Source organism: Halochromatium roseum, assembly GCF_016653315.1.
In the GTDB taxonomy this organism is placed as follows: Bacteria; Pseudomonadota; Gammaproteobacteria; order Chromatiales; family Chromatiaceae; genus Lamprobacter; species Lamprobacter roseus.
The window spans coordinates 91805-108715 of the sequence record NZ_NHSH01000064.1 but is presented as its reverse complement, the minus strand read 5'-3'; the positions used below and the strand labels follow the sequence as shown (position 1 = coordinate 108715).

Genomic DNA, 16911 nt, shown 5'->3' with positions numbered 1-16911 from the left:
GGTTAGTTGCAGTCTGGGATCAGGCATTCATCGCGTTGTCGAAGGGGGCGTGCCGGATTGCCGGCGACGATCCAGTGTGCGGGGACATCGTGGGTGACCACGGCGCCAGCGCCGATGATGGCGCGCTCGCCGATGCTCAAGCCGCACAGGATGGTCGCGCCAGAACCGATGGAGGCGCCTTGCTTGACCAGCGTCGGGATACATTGCCAATCGCTGTCTTGCTGTAGCTCGCCCTGCTCGGTCACGGCGCTGGGGTAGCTGTCGTTGATGAACGTGACGTTGTGACCGATAAAACAGCCGTCCTCGATCTGCACGCCTGCACAGATGAAGCTGTGGCTTGAGATCTTGCAGCGTCGGCCAATGACGGCGCCGCGCTGGATCTCGACGAAGGTGCCGATCCGAGTCTCATCGCCGATCCGGCAACCGTAGAGGTTGACGAAGTCGCGGATGACAACGCCGTTGCCGAGCACGACATCGGCCGCGATGCGGCGCAGCGCGGAGGCGTTTGCGCCGACGTTCTCAGCGCTCAGGTGGAGGGGCTGCGGCGCGTTCATGCCAAGCTCACCGCAGCGGTACCGTTGGCCAATGAGCGCGAGGCAGCCTCTAGGACGCGGACCACTTCAAGGCCATGTCGACCCTCAGATTCAATACTCACGCCGTCGCGAATGCGATAGAGGAAGCGCATGCATTCGACGCGAAGCGGTTCATCTTGGTCGATGAACGGGCTATAGACACCGCCGTAATGATAGGAGTAGAAGAACTCGGCGAAGGTGTCATAGGTGCGCGGCACCTCGACCCGTTTGTCATAGATCTTGAGCTTCTCCAGCGGCTCGGTGTCTTCGTAGACGATCATCTTATTCTCACCGACCACCGTCATCCGCCTTACCTTATTGGGATCGAGCCAGCTGCTCTGGATGGTCACGAAGGGCCCTTGGTCGAAGGACAACGACATATTGGTGACATCCTCGATGCCATCGCGGAGGTGCGCCTTACCTTGGCAGCTCACGGTATCGGGGCTATTGCCGAGTAGGTGGAGAATGATTGAAATGTCATGTGGCGCAAGGTCCCAAGCGACATTGATATCGTGCTGGAAGAGTCCGAGGTTGAGGCGCTGGCAGCCGATATAGAGCACGCGACCGATCTCTCCGCTATCGATGATCTCCTTCATCTTGCGCACGGCAGCGTTGTAGACAAAGGTGTGTCCGACCATCAGCGAGAGCCCGCGTGCATCAGCCATGTCGATGAGTTGTTGGCATTCCTCGCTGCTGCGCGCAAGTGGCTTTTCGATAAAGGTGTGCTTGCCAGCGGCGAGGCTCCTGCTGCCGAGTTCAAAATGGGTCGAAACCGGCGTTGCGATCGCGACGGCATGGACGTCGGGGTCGGCTAGGACGCGCTCGATATCTGGCGTGCAGCAGACTTCGGGGTAAAGACTGGTAACGCGAGCGAGTCGAGCAGCATCCCGATCACAGGCCCATTTCACGCGGCAATCGGGAATCGCATTGAAATTCCTGATCAGGTTCGGTCCCCAATAGCCGCACCCGATGACGGCAACATTGATTTGACTATCGCGCTGGATGTTCATAGAGCGGCTCTTATTGGTTGATTCTGGCTAGGTTGCTAGACGATGGGTCGGCGCTTGAGGATAGGTTCAACGCGTGAAATGAGCGATTGTCGGTTGCTGGAGGAGATGACGGGTATGCAGTGTTGGCCTGTGAATTCGGTGAGGTCTGCCTTGCATGGGCTATGACCGCGGCCGGGGTTCGAAGTAGGATGAATAGGTCATCGCGTAATCTCGTGCGAATGGCGTAGCGCACATCGAGCTCGAGCATCTTGCTGAATGTCGTCTTGTTTTTTCCGCTGACCTGCCATAGACCGGTCAGCCCTGGGAGGACGTTGAAGCGGGCAAAATGCCAGCGCCGGAAGCCCTCGAGTTCATAACCGAGGCAGGGGCGGGGTCCCACCAGGCTCATCTCGCCCCGCAGCACATTGATGAGTTGTGGCAGTTCATCGATACCGAGCTTGCGCATCAGGTCGGCACCGGGAATGACGCGCTGATCACCTGAGCTATCCAGCTTCGTCAGGTTGGCGTCGTTCTTGATGAGTTGACGCAGGTGGGCCTGATGATGGGTTTGGTCGGCATCTTGGCGCATGGTGCGCAGCTTGAGTAATGAGAACGGCTTGCCGAGATAGCCAAAGCGCCGCTGGCGAAAGATGATGGGTCCTGGGTCGCGTGTCTGCAGATAGAGTCCACAAGCGATGATCACTGGACCTAGCGCCAATAAGAGCGCGGATGCGCCAATCAGGTCCAAGCCCCTTTTCCAGGCCGGTATCGGCTTTCGCAGCAGATCTGATAGCGGGTGGATCTGTATCAGGTCCGGATTGATTAGGCTCTGCGCACCTTTCTTGGAATCGTTAGCATATTCAGGGCGGGCGAGCCGAATATTCCGCTCGCTGAGTGTTTCGACGCCATCACCATAACTAGGATCGTGGTCACGATCGGCGGTGATGGGCATTGGGTAGACCGAGATGAAACAATGCGCGTCTATTGGCATTGAGGTCTGTGCCAATACAGACTGAGCGATCCTTCTTGCCGTTGCCGCATCGGTATTCGGCAGCAACACGACCAGCTGTCCATTGATGTGGCCAACAACGCCGGACTCGGTGATGTGCTCGCGCAGAGGTTCGATCAGATCCTTTTCGATCTCGCGTTGCAGGGTTGGGTTTTCGAGGGTGTCGAATTCCATGAGTGCGAAGGGGTGTTCGCCGCGATCACAACGTTCTCGCGAGAATTCGATCAGTAGTCGCATATCATGTTCGGCGATCACGCCAAGACTGGCATCATGAGTCTTCACCAAGCGGGGCAAAATAGCTGCAGAGCTGAAGCGGATCATTCACTGTACCTATGCGGGCCCGGCGATGTCTGACGACATCAGTCCAATGCGTTTTCGAACCGTATTTTCGAACCTGCGTACACGCTGACGTGTGTCGAATGAGGATCGATGACGGTGCCTCGGTGAAAAGGCGGGCAAGGAATTGTTGAAGCAACAAGCCAGTTCACCGATAGCGGGCTCTATACTGGCCATACCGACGCGCTGAGCGAATCGGTAGCTTCCTTAGCGGGGCATGGGGTGAAGGCAGCTCGAATGGCTGCGGTGTCTCCCCGGACGGGCTTACAACTGGCGCTGGGTTGGCTGCTGCAGAGGCAGTGAAGGTGCGGACGGGTAGGGGATTACCGGATGGCAGTTCGCGGAGATTCACCGAGAACGCGGCTCCGTGAATTGCCGATTTGGCCGCTATCGAGAGAATGTAATGATTGCGCCACGCTAAAGGTCGCAACCTTAGGAGACGACCGCCGAAAAAGGGCTAGGGCGACTGCAGACGATGGTGAAGAAAACTGCCGATGAGGGTGCTGATGGGGCGAGTACGACCGGGTACCGGCTAGCGGCTTGGCAAGACTATCCTTCTCGGCGAGGTCATCCCGCAGCGGGATGGCCTCGCCAGCTCCTGTTAACGCATGCGGATGTTGTCGACGCGACCACTGCCTCGGATCAAGAACCCGTTTACACGTTCGAGCTGAGCGTCAGGGTAGCCGTCCGCCAGGTCAGCGGCCAGATCACGCTCGAAGTGATGCCAGCGTCCGTCGGTGACTGTCGTTCCGAGCCCATGATGGACATACTCTCGCCAGACCCAGGTCGAGGATTCGTCCACTGGCGTGTATTCGAGATACATCTGGCCGCGGCTGGTCTCGATATCCGCGTAGACATGGAAGGCTTCGGCGTATTTGAGATCCCATTCCAGGATCACATGTTCGGCATCCGCCCAGGGGCTGCCGTCCTCGCGTTGGAGGTGGTAGCCACTGTTCCAACCCGTGCCGTTCAAGACGATGACACGGCCGTCGACATCGGCATCGGTCTCGTTGCTGATGGTTTCGCCGCGCGAGCCTGTGTAAACGCGCCATCCGAGCGTGGTGCCGTCTTCGGCGTCTTCGTAAGTGACCCCTGGCTCGGGCTGGTCGGGTCCATCGTTGCCGGTCGACGCGAGCAACAGATAGCCGACGCGCTCGTTAACGTGTCGGGTCTCGTCATCGCGGGATTGCTCTTCAGCCACCCAAAGATCGACCGCGGTATTGGTGCGGAAGGTCCAGCGCAGGTTGGCGGTGTCGCCGCCGTTGGTGGTCTGCATCTGTGCGAGCAGGATCGGCGGCTCAGTCAACGCGCTCTGATAGGCCACTGTATAACTGGTGTGCCTCACCGCGTTGGGGGTGACGCCGACCTCGGCCCACAGGTCGCCGATGGTGCCGGTGCCCGGTTCGATGGCAATGTAGCTAAGGGTTTCTATGCCATGGGTCTGGTCCGCGGCCTCTTCTTCGCGCATGCCGATCTGGAATCCGGTTGCGTCGACGTTGCGGATGCGCGAGATCACCGGCGCCGGGTCGAGGTTACTCATAACGGCACTCAGGACCATGGGTGGCTCGCTGAATGGCGCGCTGAAAGACTGCTGCAAGAAGCCGGGTGGCCGGCCCGTGCTGATGCGTCCAGCCTCGATCCAGCGACCATCATCGGTTTGCAGGGTGCCCGCGTTCATCACCATCCAGCCCAGGGTCTCGTCGCCATGGCTGTCGTCAAGGTAGTCCCATTCCTGGATGCGTGCCCAAAAGCCGTCGCTGGTGACGCCGTCGATGCGCACCAAGGCCGGCTCTTCATCGGCTGCGCTCAGCGGGCGCGCTACGACCACTGGGTCAGTCCAGGCCTGTTGAAACGCGATCCACTGCCAGTCGCTGTTCAGCTGCACCTCACCGGCTTCCAGCGAGCCAGCCTCGGGGCCTGGCCCTGGCCCTGGCCCTGGCCCTGGCTCTGGCGGGCTTACGACGATGTAATTGGAACGTGTCAGCGTGTCGCTTCCGCCTGGTCCGCTGACCGTCAAGGCGACACTATAGGTGCCGGGCTGTACATAGCGATGTTCAACCCGTTCGCCGGTGGCAGTAGAGCCGTCGCCCAGCGTCCATTGGCGGCTGTCGATCATGCCGCTAGAGGTGTCGGTGAAGACCAGGCTCAGCGGGGCCTCGCCGCTGCGAGTGCTGGCGCTGAATGCAGCCTCCGGCGCAGCGGGCAAGGCGGGCACCGTTGCAATCAATTGCGGCGAGAAGCTGCTGCAGAGCAGCGAGTCGGTGACACAGGCGCGCACCGCAAACGCATAGGATCTGCCCTCCGCAAGATCGGAGACGGACGCGCTAGAGGCCTCGGTCGCGACTTGCTGATCCGGAGGCTGGCCCGCCTCCCCGTAGTGAAGCTCGTAGGTGATCGAGCGTGGGTCAGTGATGCTGCTCCATGTGAGTCTGGCATCGGCGCCGAGTGCCGGCTGGAGCATCGCCAGCGCGAGCATCGCCAGTACGACGAGCCCAGGCCGATATGCCGGTGTTGCGGTCCTTCGCAGCCGGCCCCCCTGAACAATCTGTTTCATGAAATACCCGTTATGACTGTGGTTACGTCTGTCAGCGCCAGCGCGGCAAATGCACCTGGCGACCGTTGGCGGGGGCTCTAGAAACAAGGCACAAGCATCCCTGCGCGGTATGGTCAGGGATCTGACCCCACGAGCGATGACTCTGGGCCTGCATCTGTTGGCCGCTCGGGGCAGCCCGAAGCTTGTGGCCTATTTCTGCACCAGGAAGACTGTTGGACGGCCCCCAGAACACCCAACAGCGTTTGCCTCAGGTTGCTCTCGTTGTCGATGACGAGAACGACCATCAGCCGTGTTCGGTCCGAACTGCGGGCGGTGACAATCGGTGACAGGTGCCTCGGTTTGGCCGGGCACGCGCTTGAATCGCGACTGCAGGTATCGAACCAAACGAGGCGTGTCTCCGGCAAATCTGGACACTCGAAGTGATGAGCGCCTGCAGCGGGAAACAGTGGTCTCGTAGCGCGGCCTCTTGCGTGCCGCCGAACAGGGTTGTTCTTGGTTCTTCTTCAGGGATTGCCCGATAGACTCGGGTCTCGTTTTGCGGGAGGCAAAGTATACATGCTTGACCATCCTGGTCAAGCCATGCGCGCGCTTCGCAGGTCGATCGTCGGTTGCATGAGCGACTGGGCGGGCGAACAGCGCCCTGTCTTCACGCAAGACGCATGCTCACGCGAGAGGTGACGGGCTTGTGGGGGGCCTTGTGGAAGGCCTTGTGGAAGGCCTTGTGGTAAGGCATTAGCGGAAGCGAAGGCGCTCGCCAGAACGACGAGTACCGAATTGCGCCGGTTAGAGGCGGGACGCCCACCGCGGACGCGGGGCCGCGGAGGGGCTTAGGCGGGAGTCCAGTGATGGGATCTTGAGCTTATGATGGGATCTTGAGCTTATGATGGGATCTTGAGCTCAGCTTGTGACGGCGACTCTATTCTCGGGCGATGCCGCAGACGAGCTGACTCGTTTCTCGGCCTCGAGCCAGTCTTCGATCTCGTGTCCAGGCTCGAAGCCGCGAGCCTCGGCGAGGTAATAGGCCATCTCGCTAATGGCCTCGTCGCGTGGGCAGTCGCCTTTTGGATCGCTCATGTTTTCTTCCATGATGTCTGGTGATGGCTGGGCTTGCTTGCCCTTACTGTGGCCCCGCTTATGCGGCGTCGTGCTTGCTTGATCATTCATCATCATGCTCCTGAAGGTCAATGGTGGTCGATCGGCACCCCGAGCCTCAAGCCTCAAGCCTCAAGCCAAGCCTCAAGCCTCGATGTTAGCTGTGCGTCTGTGCCTGATCTCGATGCGAGCCCTAGCCAAGGGCCCTATCCCAATACTAAGTAAGACCTTGGAGGGTCGCGATCGGGCATTGCCGGATCAGTCGCTCGGGGAAGATCGCGAACAAGGCATCAATACTGGCTCGATGCACCCGGGTCTGAGCCTCTCGCGACCAAAAATCCCTTAGCGGTGTTCGGGGGCACGCCCTGATCCCGTCGGAGTGGCACGGACGTTAGCCTGGCAATCAGGTACCGAGGATTAGGCGTGTTTGCAGCGAATAGCGACTCAAGCAGCACACGGCTCCCGGTTGGCCCAACTCGCGCTTAGGACTAACGCACCATGAGCCCATCTGCCGTCAAAGGGGCCACTGCGGCTCCGACCCTTTCGGTCGTCATTCCGGCCTTTAACGAAGAGCACAATCTGCCACGATTGATCGCGGAACTCGGTCCCGTCCTTGGCGATTTGGACCTGTCTTGGGAGATCTTGATCGTCGACGACGGAAGCGGCGACGGCACCTGGGACCTGATCCGAGCGCTTCATCAGCAAGAGCCTCGGATTCGTGGTCTACGGTTCTCACGCAACTTCGGCCATCAGCACGCGCTCATCGCTGGTCTTGCTGATGCGCGGGGCGATGCGGTGATCTCGATGGATGCCGACATGCAACATCCGCCGGCGTTGGTCCCGGAGCTGGTCGCGGCTTGGCGTCAGGGCAAGAAGGTGGTCTGCACCCTGCGCAAAGATAGCGATGAGATTCCGAGCGGGAAGCGATTGAGCTCGCGGCTCTATTACCGCCTGTTCTCGGCGCTGAGCGGCGTCGAGATCAAGAGTGGCATGGCGGATTATCGGCTGCTCGATCGGCAAGTGTTGGATGACCTTCTGCAGTTCCGAGAAAGTGGGTTGTTCCTGCGTGGGCTCGTGCAATGGATTGGCTACCCGAGGGCCGAGGTTCCGTTCAGCTGTGGCAGGCGGGTTGAGGGGAAGAGCCGGTATACGCTGCGCAAGATGGTTCAGCTCGCTTGGAACGGTGTCAGCTCGTTCTCGGTGGTCCCGCTGCGCATCGTGACGTTGCTGGGGCTGATGGCCTCGCTTGCCGCGTTTATGGGCTTCGCGTATGCCATCATCAGTCATTGGATGGCTGGCAACACGGCGCCTGGCTGGACCTCATCGGTGGCGATTGTCTCGATGCTGTTCGGCATTCTATTTGTTTGTCTGGCGGTGCTCAGCGAGTACCTTGGGCGCCTCTTAGACGAGGTTCGTTCGCGCCCGCGCTTCATTGTCAGTGAGCGTGTCGACGCGCCACTGCAACCTGTGGTGAGCCAGGCCATTGAGGCTGCTCCGTCAATCGGGGCGCGAGAACCGGTTCGGATCGCGGCGCGCGCATGAGCATGCGCGCGCATCAGGATCAAGGCGAAACCAAGCGGCAGGTCATCCGTTTTGCTGTTGTTGGCTGTATCAACGTCTTGGTCAGTCTGCTGGTCTTCCAGGTCTGCTATAGCGCTGTGCAGCTCGGTGCCGGCCTCGACCTATGGGTCGATGGCATAGCCTTGCGATTGGACCTGGAGTCGATCAACGGCGCGCTGTCTAACGCCCTGGGCTATTCGGCGGGGATGGTTTCGAGCTTTCTGCTCAATAAGCGTTGGACCTTCCGCGCGAGTGGGCCGCTCGGGCGCCAACTGCAGCGGTTCCTTTTCCTTAACCTAGTCGGACTGGCGCTGAGCAGCCTGAGCTTGTTGCTGTTCGTCGATCTGCTCCAGGGTCCGCATCTGGCCATTTGGGGCATCACGACCCTAGCTGTCGTCTTGCTCAACTTCTATGGCAACAAGCTCTGGACCTTCCGAGCGCAGCGACCGGTCATGAGCCATGAACGCGCTTAGACTCATTGTTCACGCCGACGACCTTGGCCTCAGCGAGTCGGTAAATGCCGGCATCCTCGAGGCTCATCAAGATGGGCTGGTCACTGCGAGCTCTATCATGGCCAATGGAACGGCCTTCGATGATGCCGTTCGCTGCTGTCGGGCGACGCCGTCGTTGGACCTTGGAATCCATCTCACGCTCACCGAGGAACGGCCGCTGTGCGACCCCGCGGATATCCCCAGTCTGGTTGACGACGACGGCCGCCTGCATCGGCACGCGGTCGACTTTACCCGTCGTTATTTGAGCGGCCGCATCGCGTCGGCCGAGGTGGCGGCCGAACTCGATGCGCAGGTGCGTCGGGTTTTGGACACAGGCTTGCCGGTGAGCCATCTCGATAGCCATCAGCACCTGCATCTACTACCTCAGGTCTGGGAGATTGCGGCTGGGCTCGCGCGCCGCTATCACATCCCTGCGATCCGTTGTCCGCTCGAGCCACTCAAGTTGTCGATGTTCTCGCGGCCACGGTTGTTGTCGCGCGCTGCTCAGTTGGTGGTGCTCAACCGCTTCGCCGTCCGCCACCGCGATGATCCCATGGTTTTAGCCAAGCATTTTCGTGGCTTCTTTTTCGGCGGACGGCTCACGGCCAGTCGGCTGGTGGGTTTGTTGCAGCGGCTTCCGGCGAGCGGCGTCTGCGAGCTGATGTGCCATCCAGGACAGAGAGATTTGTCCGGCGAATACAGCCATTGGGGCTATCAGTGGGAGAAGGAGCTTGCGGCATTGAAATATCCACTGGCGCGCCGTCTATTGGATGATTACGGCATCGCGCTGACCTCCTATGCAGATCTGGTCCAGTCCATGCTGGATCGACCTTGGCTGACAACGACAGCATAGCAGCATCAAGATGGCCCATCAGTGCGGCATGTACCTCTGGGTGAGCGGCTGCAGGTCTGTTCTTCGTATGAATCTGGTGCACGCACATCGAACCAGAATGCCTCTTGGCATGACGTGGCGCGTGCTGCACCTTGACCGGAGTAGCGACTAATGGATGCGAAGCGACGATTGGACCTGGCGCTCGATGCGAGCGGGATTGGGGTTTACCATATCGATCTGCGAACCGGAACGATCTGCGCTGATGGTCGGTATCTCGCGATGCTTGGTTATTCGCTGAGAGAAATCCACCCAACATTGGACTGGTGGCGCGGCGCATTACATCCGCATGAGGTTGATGAAGTGAACGCGTCGCTTGGTGAGCTCATCACTGGCAATGGTGAGCGGTTCCGGAGTGAGTACCGTATGCGTCATCGCGACGGACGCTGGATCTGGGTCGAGGATCGTGCCCGTATTGCCGAGCGTGATAAGCATGGACAACCACTGCTGATCATTGGCGTTCACATCGATATTTCACAGCGTAAGCGTGCCGAGCAAAAGCTCGCTTATCAGGCCGAGCACGATCAGCTCACGCATCTACTCAACCGTCACAGTTTCCTCTATTCGCTCAAGCGCGTCCACGCCGAGAGCCAGCGCACTCAGCGGCCTTATTGCATCGCAATGCTAGACTTAGACCTCTTCAAGCAGGTCAATGACACCTACGGGCATTTGGTCGGCGATCGCGTGCTCTCCAATTTCGCAAAGCTGTTGCGTCGATCGTTGCGCGAGGCCGACTGGGCGGCGCGTTGGGGCGGCGAGGAGTTCATCGTCTTGATGCCTAACACCGAGGCGGATCAGGCACAACGCTCAATGGAGCGTCTGCGCAAGACGCTTGCGACGGCACGCTTCGGCATGGTCGAGCCACCGATCAGGGTCACCGTCAGCGCCGGGATTGCCGAGAGCAATATGGATGATCGGGCTGGTGATGAGGTCATCAAGCGCGCCGATACGGCGCTCTATGCGGCCAAGCATCTGGGTCGTGATCGAGTCTGCCCAGCCTCAGTCTGTCAGATGGGCTAGAAGGCATTGACCGAACTGCCACCGCGGCAGGGTGGTCAGTCGATCGTCGCGTTGACCTTGGCTGCCCGGGGCCCAAGCAGGCGATTGGCCTCCTGGTAACGATCCCGAGACTGCTCTGGCTCGCCCCCTCTTGGCACAGCATCTCTTGGCACAGCATCAATCCTTCCGGCACGCTGCAGCCAGATCCCCGCTTCCAGGCGGGCACGCCAGCCGAAGTAGAGCAGGATTGCGGCGCTTTGGGACGTGAGAAAGGTGGTCAGGTCTCTTGACATCAGCCCCAAGGTCAATGCAATGAATAGGAAATGGACGATGTACAGCAGCCGATCTGGCGTTTCCAGTCGCAGCCCGCTGTAACGATAGGCGAGATAGGGCAGCCAACTGACCAGAACGTGCGCGATACAGAGAGCCGCACCGACGGTGGTCGCTGGTATGAAGAGGGCATAGCCGATCGATCGGAATAGCTGTAACAGCAAGTACAGCAGACCGCGTGACTCAGGTTGGCGTTGATTGTAGAGCCTGAAGGCTTGGCGAGCGGCGATCAAATAGCAGACCCAGCCGAACGCCAGTGCTATCAGAGCCTGCGGCGTCTGGCTGCTAGAGGTCGGTGCATCAGTGGCGTAGAGCAGCAGCAAGAGGCCTGGCGCCGCGATCAATAAAGAGGCGGTCCAAGCCGCTGTAGGGTCCATGCGATCGCGCATCTCGGAATAGCCGCTGGCCAGCGTCGGCGCTTGTTCGTGCTGTTCACCAATGACGTCGTTCTCCTGATAGCCGATCTCATACACCAGCCAGAATGACAGATGCATGAGCAGCAAGGCGGCGGCGGCGAGGAGCGGGTTCGGCTGGGTCCAGGCGAACGCAAGAATGAGCACCATGACGTCGCGTTTGAGCACCACCTGGCTGATGTATTGCTTGCCGGTGCGTTTGCCACGACTGCTGTAAAGAAAAGGAATGTAGCCCCGCGCTAAGGCGTCCTCATAGCGGGCATCCGGCCAGCGTGCGAGTACCGGGTGGCGGACAGCGTTCAGTACATCCTGATCCTCTGCGCTATCGGTGACGTACAGTGCACGCCGAGCAGTCTGCTCGCCGAGTACCTGCTGGAGCGCCGCCCATTTTCCTTGCCGGCGCAACCTGAACGCTGACCAGAAACCGCCGGCGACGCAGAGGCGCAGCCGTGGATCGATGGCCCGCAGAAGCGGATCAACGATGGGCCGCAGGCCGAAGGTCGCGACCAAGGGCGCGACCAAGGGCACGGCGGGTCCCTGGTCCAGCATTTCCAGCAATCGGCGGTTGGCATAGCGCGGGCCGAGCTGTCTGGCCTTGCGCCGCCATAACAGCAGATTCCAAGGCATCAGTAGCGTGGTCGTGAGCACCCGGAGCCAGTCGCGATAGCGGCTGACCGCGTCGTTGGAGGTGAGCCAACACCAGGGACGCAGCCATTCCAGCATGAACAGAATCAGCACCGCGGGAAGTCTTGGCCACAGGCTCTGGAGATAGACCTCGGTTGAATTGCGCAGCCAGAGCGTCTCGTCAAAATCCAGGATCACCGGAGTATCGCTCGCGACGCTGCGCAATTGAGCATTCAGCGCGCCTTCTGCCTCTTGTCTCTCGCTCGCTCGCAATCGGCTATTCATTGAACTTGACTCATGATGGTTGGGTATTGCCAAGGCATCATGAAAACCCCCTGCGCTGTATCGCGACGCCTCTCTCAGGGGCTATGCCATGGCCGTGGGTCCATTATTCACAGCCAGGTGACGGATTCGTCCGAGAAAACCTGATCTCATCATCGGTCGCCGCCTGCTTCGTGCGAGTGCAATGCCGCAGCCCTTTTCGTAAAGGGGGGGCAGTGCGGTCTGGCCAGTAAAGGGGGCCAAGGCTCAATATCTGTTATGCTTCGAGCATGCTCCAACGACCTCGTAGCCGTCATGATGACCAGCCGCCGCACCCGTGCGGTTTGGTGAGGAGACGCAGCGAGAAACTTTGCATTGTTTCCTCAGCATTTCAGTCAACCTTAGGTTTGATTGTTGAACACTTAAGTTGAGCGCTCCGTGCATCGATCTGCCTTGTCTTTACTGCTGTTGGCCCTCTCGGTCCTGGTCGCGCTGCCGCTAATGGGGTCAAGCGCCGTGCCGGATGCTGAGCGTCCGGTGCGGCTCTGTGTCGATCCAGCCTGGGCACCCTTCGAGTACCTCGACAAGCGAGGCCAGCACCAAGGGATGGCGGCCGACTATTGGCAGCGCATGACCGAGCGTGTCGGGCTGCGGACTGAGATCGTGCCGACGAGGTCTTGGGAGGAGTCCCTCGAGAAGGCCAGGCGGCGCGAGTGCGATGTGCTGACCCTGGCCATGAAGACCCCAGAGCGCAGCGAGCATTGGCTGTTCACCGAGTCTTACGTCAGCTACCCATTCGTCTTGGTCACACGCAGCGAAGCGCCCTCGGTCAACCGCTTGGAAGAGGTTGTGGATAAGACCCTGGCAGCGGTGCAGGGCTACGCTTACACCGAGCTGGTTCGAGAGCGCTATCCACAGATTCGCTTCATCGAGGTCGAGAATATCACCGAGGGTCTGCAGCGAGTCCGCCGCGGTGAGGCCTACGGGCTGATCGACTCACTGGCTACCGTGGCCTATGCGATTCAGCAGGCCCAACTTCACGAGCTGAAGGTGGCCGGTCGGTTTGCCGATCGCTGGAACTTAGCGATCGCTGTGCGTAACGATCGCCCAGAGTGGTTGCCGTTCTTCGAGGCCATGACGCAAACGCTGACCGCGGAAGACCGTCGCGAGATCGAGAATCGCTGGCTGGCGGCTTGGATTGAATCTCCGCCCGATTTGCGCTGGTTGTGGGCCTCATTGGTGGTATTGGCTTTGTCGGCGCTACTGGCCGGTTTTTTCAGCTGGCGACACCGACAGTCGAGCAAGCAAGCAGCGCTACTCGAACAACTGAATGCGGCGCTGATGGAAGCGCGCGATCGTGCCGAGCGCTCTGAGGCGCGCTACGCGGAGCTCGCAAAACAGAGCCGAAGCTATGCCTGGGATATTGACTACGAGGGCTATTACACCGATCTCTCGGATTCGGTCGAGACAGTACTGGGGTACCGGCCTGAGGAACTGATTGGACGCGCGTTTTGGGACATCATGCCGGCCGAAGGGCGCGACCAGATGCGCGACTTGAGTCAAGCGATGATCCGCGAAGGCCGTTACCTCGCTGGGTTCGAGAATCAGGTCGTCGACTGCAATGGACGCCGGCTTTGGGTCTCCACCAGCGGCATGCCCATGCGGGACCCATCCGGGGAGATCGTTGGTTTTCGCGGCATCGATATCGATGTCGACGAACGCCGGCAACAGCGGGATCTGCTGCAGCATTATGCCTTTTACGATGGGCTGACCGAGATCGCAAACCGGCGTTTGTTCCTTGAACGTTTAGACGCTGCGATTGCGCACTTTGGCCGCCACGGAATGATCGTTGCGGTGTTGGCGTTCGATCTCGACCACTTCAAGGCCGTGAACGACACCTATGGCCATGCGGCCGGCGACGCGATGCTGTGCCAGTTTGCGACGCTGGCGCAGGGCTGTTTGCGACGCGGTGATCTCCTTGCGCGCCTTGGCGGCGAGGAATTCGCCGCGCTCTTATACGAAACCAACGCCGAGGGTGCACTGCAAACCGCAGAGCGTATCCGTGCCTGCGTTGCTGCGGAGCCAAGGACCTTTGAGTCTCATCGGATCGCACTCACGGTCAGCATTGGTGTCACTTGCATTAGGGAGGGCGATAGCCCCGAGTCGATCTTGGCGCGCGCCGATGCCTCACTCTACACAGCGAAGCAGCTCGGGCGGAATCGTGTCGTCATCCACGACAACACTTCGGCCGCCGAGGTCGCCTGAGCCGCGCCTGAGCCGTGCCTGAGTCGTGCCTTAGCCAGGCTCGACCCGCACCGTTCGAGCCATTCCGGCGCCAGCCTTGATCAGCGCCGTCTGCGCCACGCTCGAACCGCTTGTCCATCACGCCCGAGACCATTGCATGCCGACACTACCGATGCCGATCGATCACACCGCGATTCGCGCAGAATTTCCGCTCTTTGAGGTCCGGGCTGGCGGCCGGTCGCTGGTGTTTCTCGACAGTGCCGCAAGTACCCAGCAGCCGAGTAGGGTGATCGAGACGGTTGCCGAGTATCAGCGCCACCAGCATGCGAATATCCATCGCGCCGTCTATCAACTCTCGCAGGGCGCGACCCGGCGCTACGAGGAGGCGCGCGCCACCGTCGCCCGCTTCATCAACGCTGCAGAGCCTGCTGAGTGCCTGTTCACCAGCGGCACCACCGGGTCGATCAACCTGGTCGCAGCGGCTTGGGGACGCGCCAATCTCCAGCCTGGCGACGAGATCATCCTGTCGATCCTGGAGCACCATTCCAATATCGTCCCCTGGCAGTTGGCCGCAGAGGCCAGCGGCGCGCAGATCAAGGTGATTCCGATCAATGACGCCGGTGAGCTAGACCTAGACGCCTATCGGCGTTTGCTCTCGCCGCGGACGCGGATGGTTGCCGTCAATCATGTCTCGAACGCGCTCGGTACCATCAACCCGGTGCAGGAGATCATCGCCGAGGCACACGCCGCAGGCGCGCTCGCCCTGATTGACGGTGCCCAGTGGGTCGCCCATGGGCGCACCGACGTGCAGGCGCTGGATGCCGATTTCTACGCCTTCTCGGGCCACAAGCTCTATGCTCCGACCGGCATCGGCGTGCTCTATGGCAAGCGCGCCCTGCTCGAGTCGATGCCTCCGTATCAGGGCGGTGGTGACATGATCGAGCGGGTCAGCTTTGCTGGTACAACCTATGCGGGCCTGCCGAGCCGCTTCGAGGCCGGCACGCCTAACATCTCTGGCGCCATTGGGCTCGGTGCCGCGATCGACTGGCTGTCTGCGCTCGACCTTGAGCAGGTCGGTGTCTATGAGCAGGCGTTGCTTGCCTACGCGACCGATCGGATCGCGCCGATCCCCGGTGTCGAGATCAAGGGCAGGGCGGCGCACAAGAGCGGTGTGATCTCGTTTGTCGTGAACGATCCGCCAATGGCCTCGCTCGATGTCGGCACCCAGCTCGACCTGCGCGGGATCAGCGTTCGCACCGGGCACCACTGCTGCCAGCCATTGATGGAGCGGCTCGGTGTTTCCTCGACCGCTCGGGCGTCGCTGGCGCTCTACAATTCGCGCGACGATGTCGATCGACTCGCCGATGCGCTCGCTGAGATCCTCGAGCAGAACCGTCATCGGGCGGCAGCGCGTGCAGGCAGGTTGCAGGCTGATCAGGATGATCTCGCGCCGAGGTTGCAGGTGCCCGATGCCACTATGAGCGCTGCTCCAGGCCAAGACATGAACCTGGGCGCAGGCATGCACCTGAACCAGGTCGCGGGCGCCGAACCGGCCTACCCAGCCGCTGCTGCGGATTCCCCGCAGGCCGCCGCCGACGCCATCGCCGAGGATTTTGCATTGCTGCCGGACTGGCCCACGCGGCATGACTATCTGATCGAACTCGGCGAACGGCTGCCGCCGATGCCGCTCGCGCTCAAGACCGACGCAAACCTCGTCCGCGGCTGTCAGAGCACCGTTTATTTGGCGGCTCGTCGCAAGCCGGGCTCGAAGGCGGTGATCGAATGTCTCGCCGACAGCGATGCGGCGATCGTGCGAGGCTTGATCGCGCTGCTGCAGCGGATCTGCTCTGGACAGTCCGCGGAATCGGTTCTAGCGTTCGATGTGGATGGCTTCTTCAGCCGCATCGGCCTTGATGCGAATCTCAGCCTGTCGCGGCGCAACGGCCTCGAGGCGATGGTGCAACGCTTGAAGGCCTTGGCGCGGGACACCTGAGCATAGGATTGCGCAGGCGCTGACGAGGGTGATCTCGACGGGTCGATCTATTCTTCATCGCCGGCTTTCATCGCCGGCCGCGGTGAGGGCCTGTTTCAGAATCGCGAGATCATCGATCTCTCGAATCGCGGTAACGGTCCCGTCCTCGGCCTCGATCAGCGTCACCTTCCCACGCTCGCGGGGAATCATGGCCGTGTCTTCGGCATCATGACCGAGCAGCATCGGGTAGGGCAGCTTGCGCATCTGTGGCAATGCAACCAGCTTGGAGACCACCGGCGGCATGCCGTCGATATCGGCAACGTAGACGATGCCGGCCGCAGCGAGGCTGTCGCCGGTTTGGCCGGCGAGTGCATCCTCGATCAGGCTGGCTGCATCGCGGCTGGCTGAGAAGAAGATCAGGCGTGTTTCGGGACTGACGGTCTGCGGCTTGTCATGCTGATCCACCAGGCTGAGCGCGGGAAGCGGGTCACCGACTGACAGTGGCGCAGCAGAGAGGACCGTTGGCAACAGGAGCAGGGCGAAGAGAATGATCGGTTTCATCATCAGTGTTTGACC

At 60.7% G+C, this 16911-nt stretch carries 13 protein-coding genes; 6 read left to right on the top strand and 7 right to left on the bottom strand.

What is annotated here, in order from left to right:
* Nucleotides 1–2 precede the first annotated feature (2 nt).
* From CCR96_RS16080 to CCR96_RS16060, 5 genes are all read right to left on the bottom strand, one after another.
* Complete coding sequence (locus CCR96_RS16080; protein ID WP_201221135.1) at nucleotides 3–554, bottom strand: acyltransferase; 552 nt, start codon at nucleotides 552–554, stop codon at nucleotides 3–5.
* On the bottom strand, nucleotides 551–1582 hold the full coding sequence (locus CCR96_RS16075; RefSeq protein WP_201221134.1) for a Gfo/Idh/MocA family protein: 1032 nt from the start codon (nucleotides 1580–1582) through the stop codon (nucleotides 551–553). The genes CCR96_RS16080 and CCR96_RS16075 overlap by 4 nt, the downstream gene beginning before the upstream one ends.
* Nucleotides 1583–1592: 10 nt before the next feature.
* On the bottom strand, nucleotides 1593–2825 hold the full coding sequence (locus tag CCR96_RS16070; protein ID WP_201221133.1) for a sugar transferase: 1233 nt from the start codon (nucleotides 2823–2825) through the stop codon (nucleotides 1593–1595).
* Between the two features lie 682 nt (nucleotides 2826–3507).
* The gene (locus CCR96_RS16065) at nucleotides 3508–5460 is read right to left on the bottom strand and encodes a PKD domain-containing protein (RefSeq protein WP_201221132.1); all 1953 of its coding nucleotides are present in this window, start codon (nucleotides 5458–5460) and stop codon (nucleotides 3508–3510) included.
* 897 nt (nucleotides 5461–6357) lie between these two features.
* On the bottom strand, nucleotides 6358–6624 hold the full coding sequence (locus CCR96_RS16060; protein WP_201221131.1) for a DUF2934 domain-containing protein: 267 nt from the start codon (nucleotides 6622–6624) through the stop codon (nucleotides 6358–6360).
* Nucleotides 6625–7050: 426 nt separating this feature from the next.
* Between CCR96_RS16060 and CCR96_RS16055 the strand changes: the two genes are divergently transcribed.
* From CCR96_RS16055 to CCR96_RS16040, 4 genes are all read left to right on the top strand, one after another.
* A complete protein-coding gene (locus CCR96_RS16055) occupies nucleotides 7051–8094 on the top strand; it encodes a glycosyltransferase family 2 protein (protein WP_201221130.1) in 1044 nt (347 codons plus the stop codon).
* Nucleotides 8091–8585: a GtrA family protein gene (locus tag CCR96_RS16050; protein WP_201221129.1), complete on the top strand. Its 495-nt coding sequence runs from the start codon at nucleotides 8091–8093 to the stop codon at nucleotides 8583–8585. The genes CCR96_RS16055 and CCR96_RS16050 overlap by 4 nt, the downstream gene beginning before the upstream one ends.
* Entirely contained in the window at nucleotides 8572–9456 is an 885-nt protein-coding gene (locus CCR96_RS16045) for a carbohydrate deacetylase (RefSeq protein WP_201221128.1), read from the top strand. Before CCR96_RS16050 ends, CCR96_RS16045 begins: the two co-directional genes overlap by 14 nt.
* A gap of 150 nt (nucleotides 9457–9606) precedes the next feature.
* Complete coding sequence (locus CCR96_RS16040) at nucleotides 9607–10512, top strand: GGDEF domain-containing protein (RefSeq protein ID WP_201221127.1); 906 nt, start codon at nucleotides 9607–9609, stop codon at nucleotides 10510–10512.
* 35 nt (nucleotides 10513–10547) lie between these two features.
* Here the strand turns inward: CCR96_RS16040 and CCR96_RS16035 are convergent, their stop codons facing one another.
* Nucleotides 10548–12143 (bottom strand): HAD family hydrolase, encoded by a 1596-nt coding sequence (locus tag CCR96_RS16035; protein ID WP_201221126.1) that lies wholly within the window; start codon nucleotides 12141–12143, stop codon nucleotides 10548–10550.
* A 414-nt stretch (nucleotides 12144–12557) separates the two neighbouring features.
* Between CCR96_RS16035 and CCR96_RS16030 the strand changes: the two genes are divergently transcribed.
* Nucleotides 12558–14384, top strand: a complete 1827-nt coding sequence (locus CCR96_RS16030) for a diguanylate cyclase domain-containing protein (protein ID WP_201221125.1) — start codon at nucleotides 12558–12560, stop codon at nucleotides 14382–14384.
* A gap of 136 nt (nucleotides 14385–14520) precedes the next feature.
* A complete protein-coding gene (locus tag CCR96_RS16025; RefSeq protein ID WP_201221124.1) occupies nucleotides 14521–16356 on the top strand; it encodes a SufS family cysteine desulfurase in 1836 nt (611 codons plus the stop codon).
* A gap of 54 nt (nucleotides 16357–16410) precedes the next feature.
* Here CCR96_RS16025 and CCR96_RS16020 read toward each other — a convergent pair whose 3' ends face one another.
* Nucleotides 16411–16896 carry a hypothetical protein gene (locus CCR96_RS16020; RefSeq protein WP_207191989.1) on the bottom strand — a complete coding sequence of 162 codons (486 nt, stop codon included), beginning with the start codon at nucleotides 16894–16896 and terminating at the stop codon, nucleotides 16411–16413.
* Nucleotides 16897–16911 lie beyond the last annotated feature (15 nt).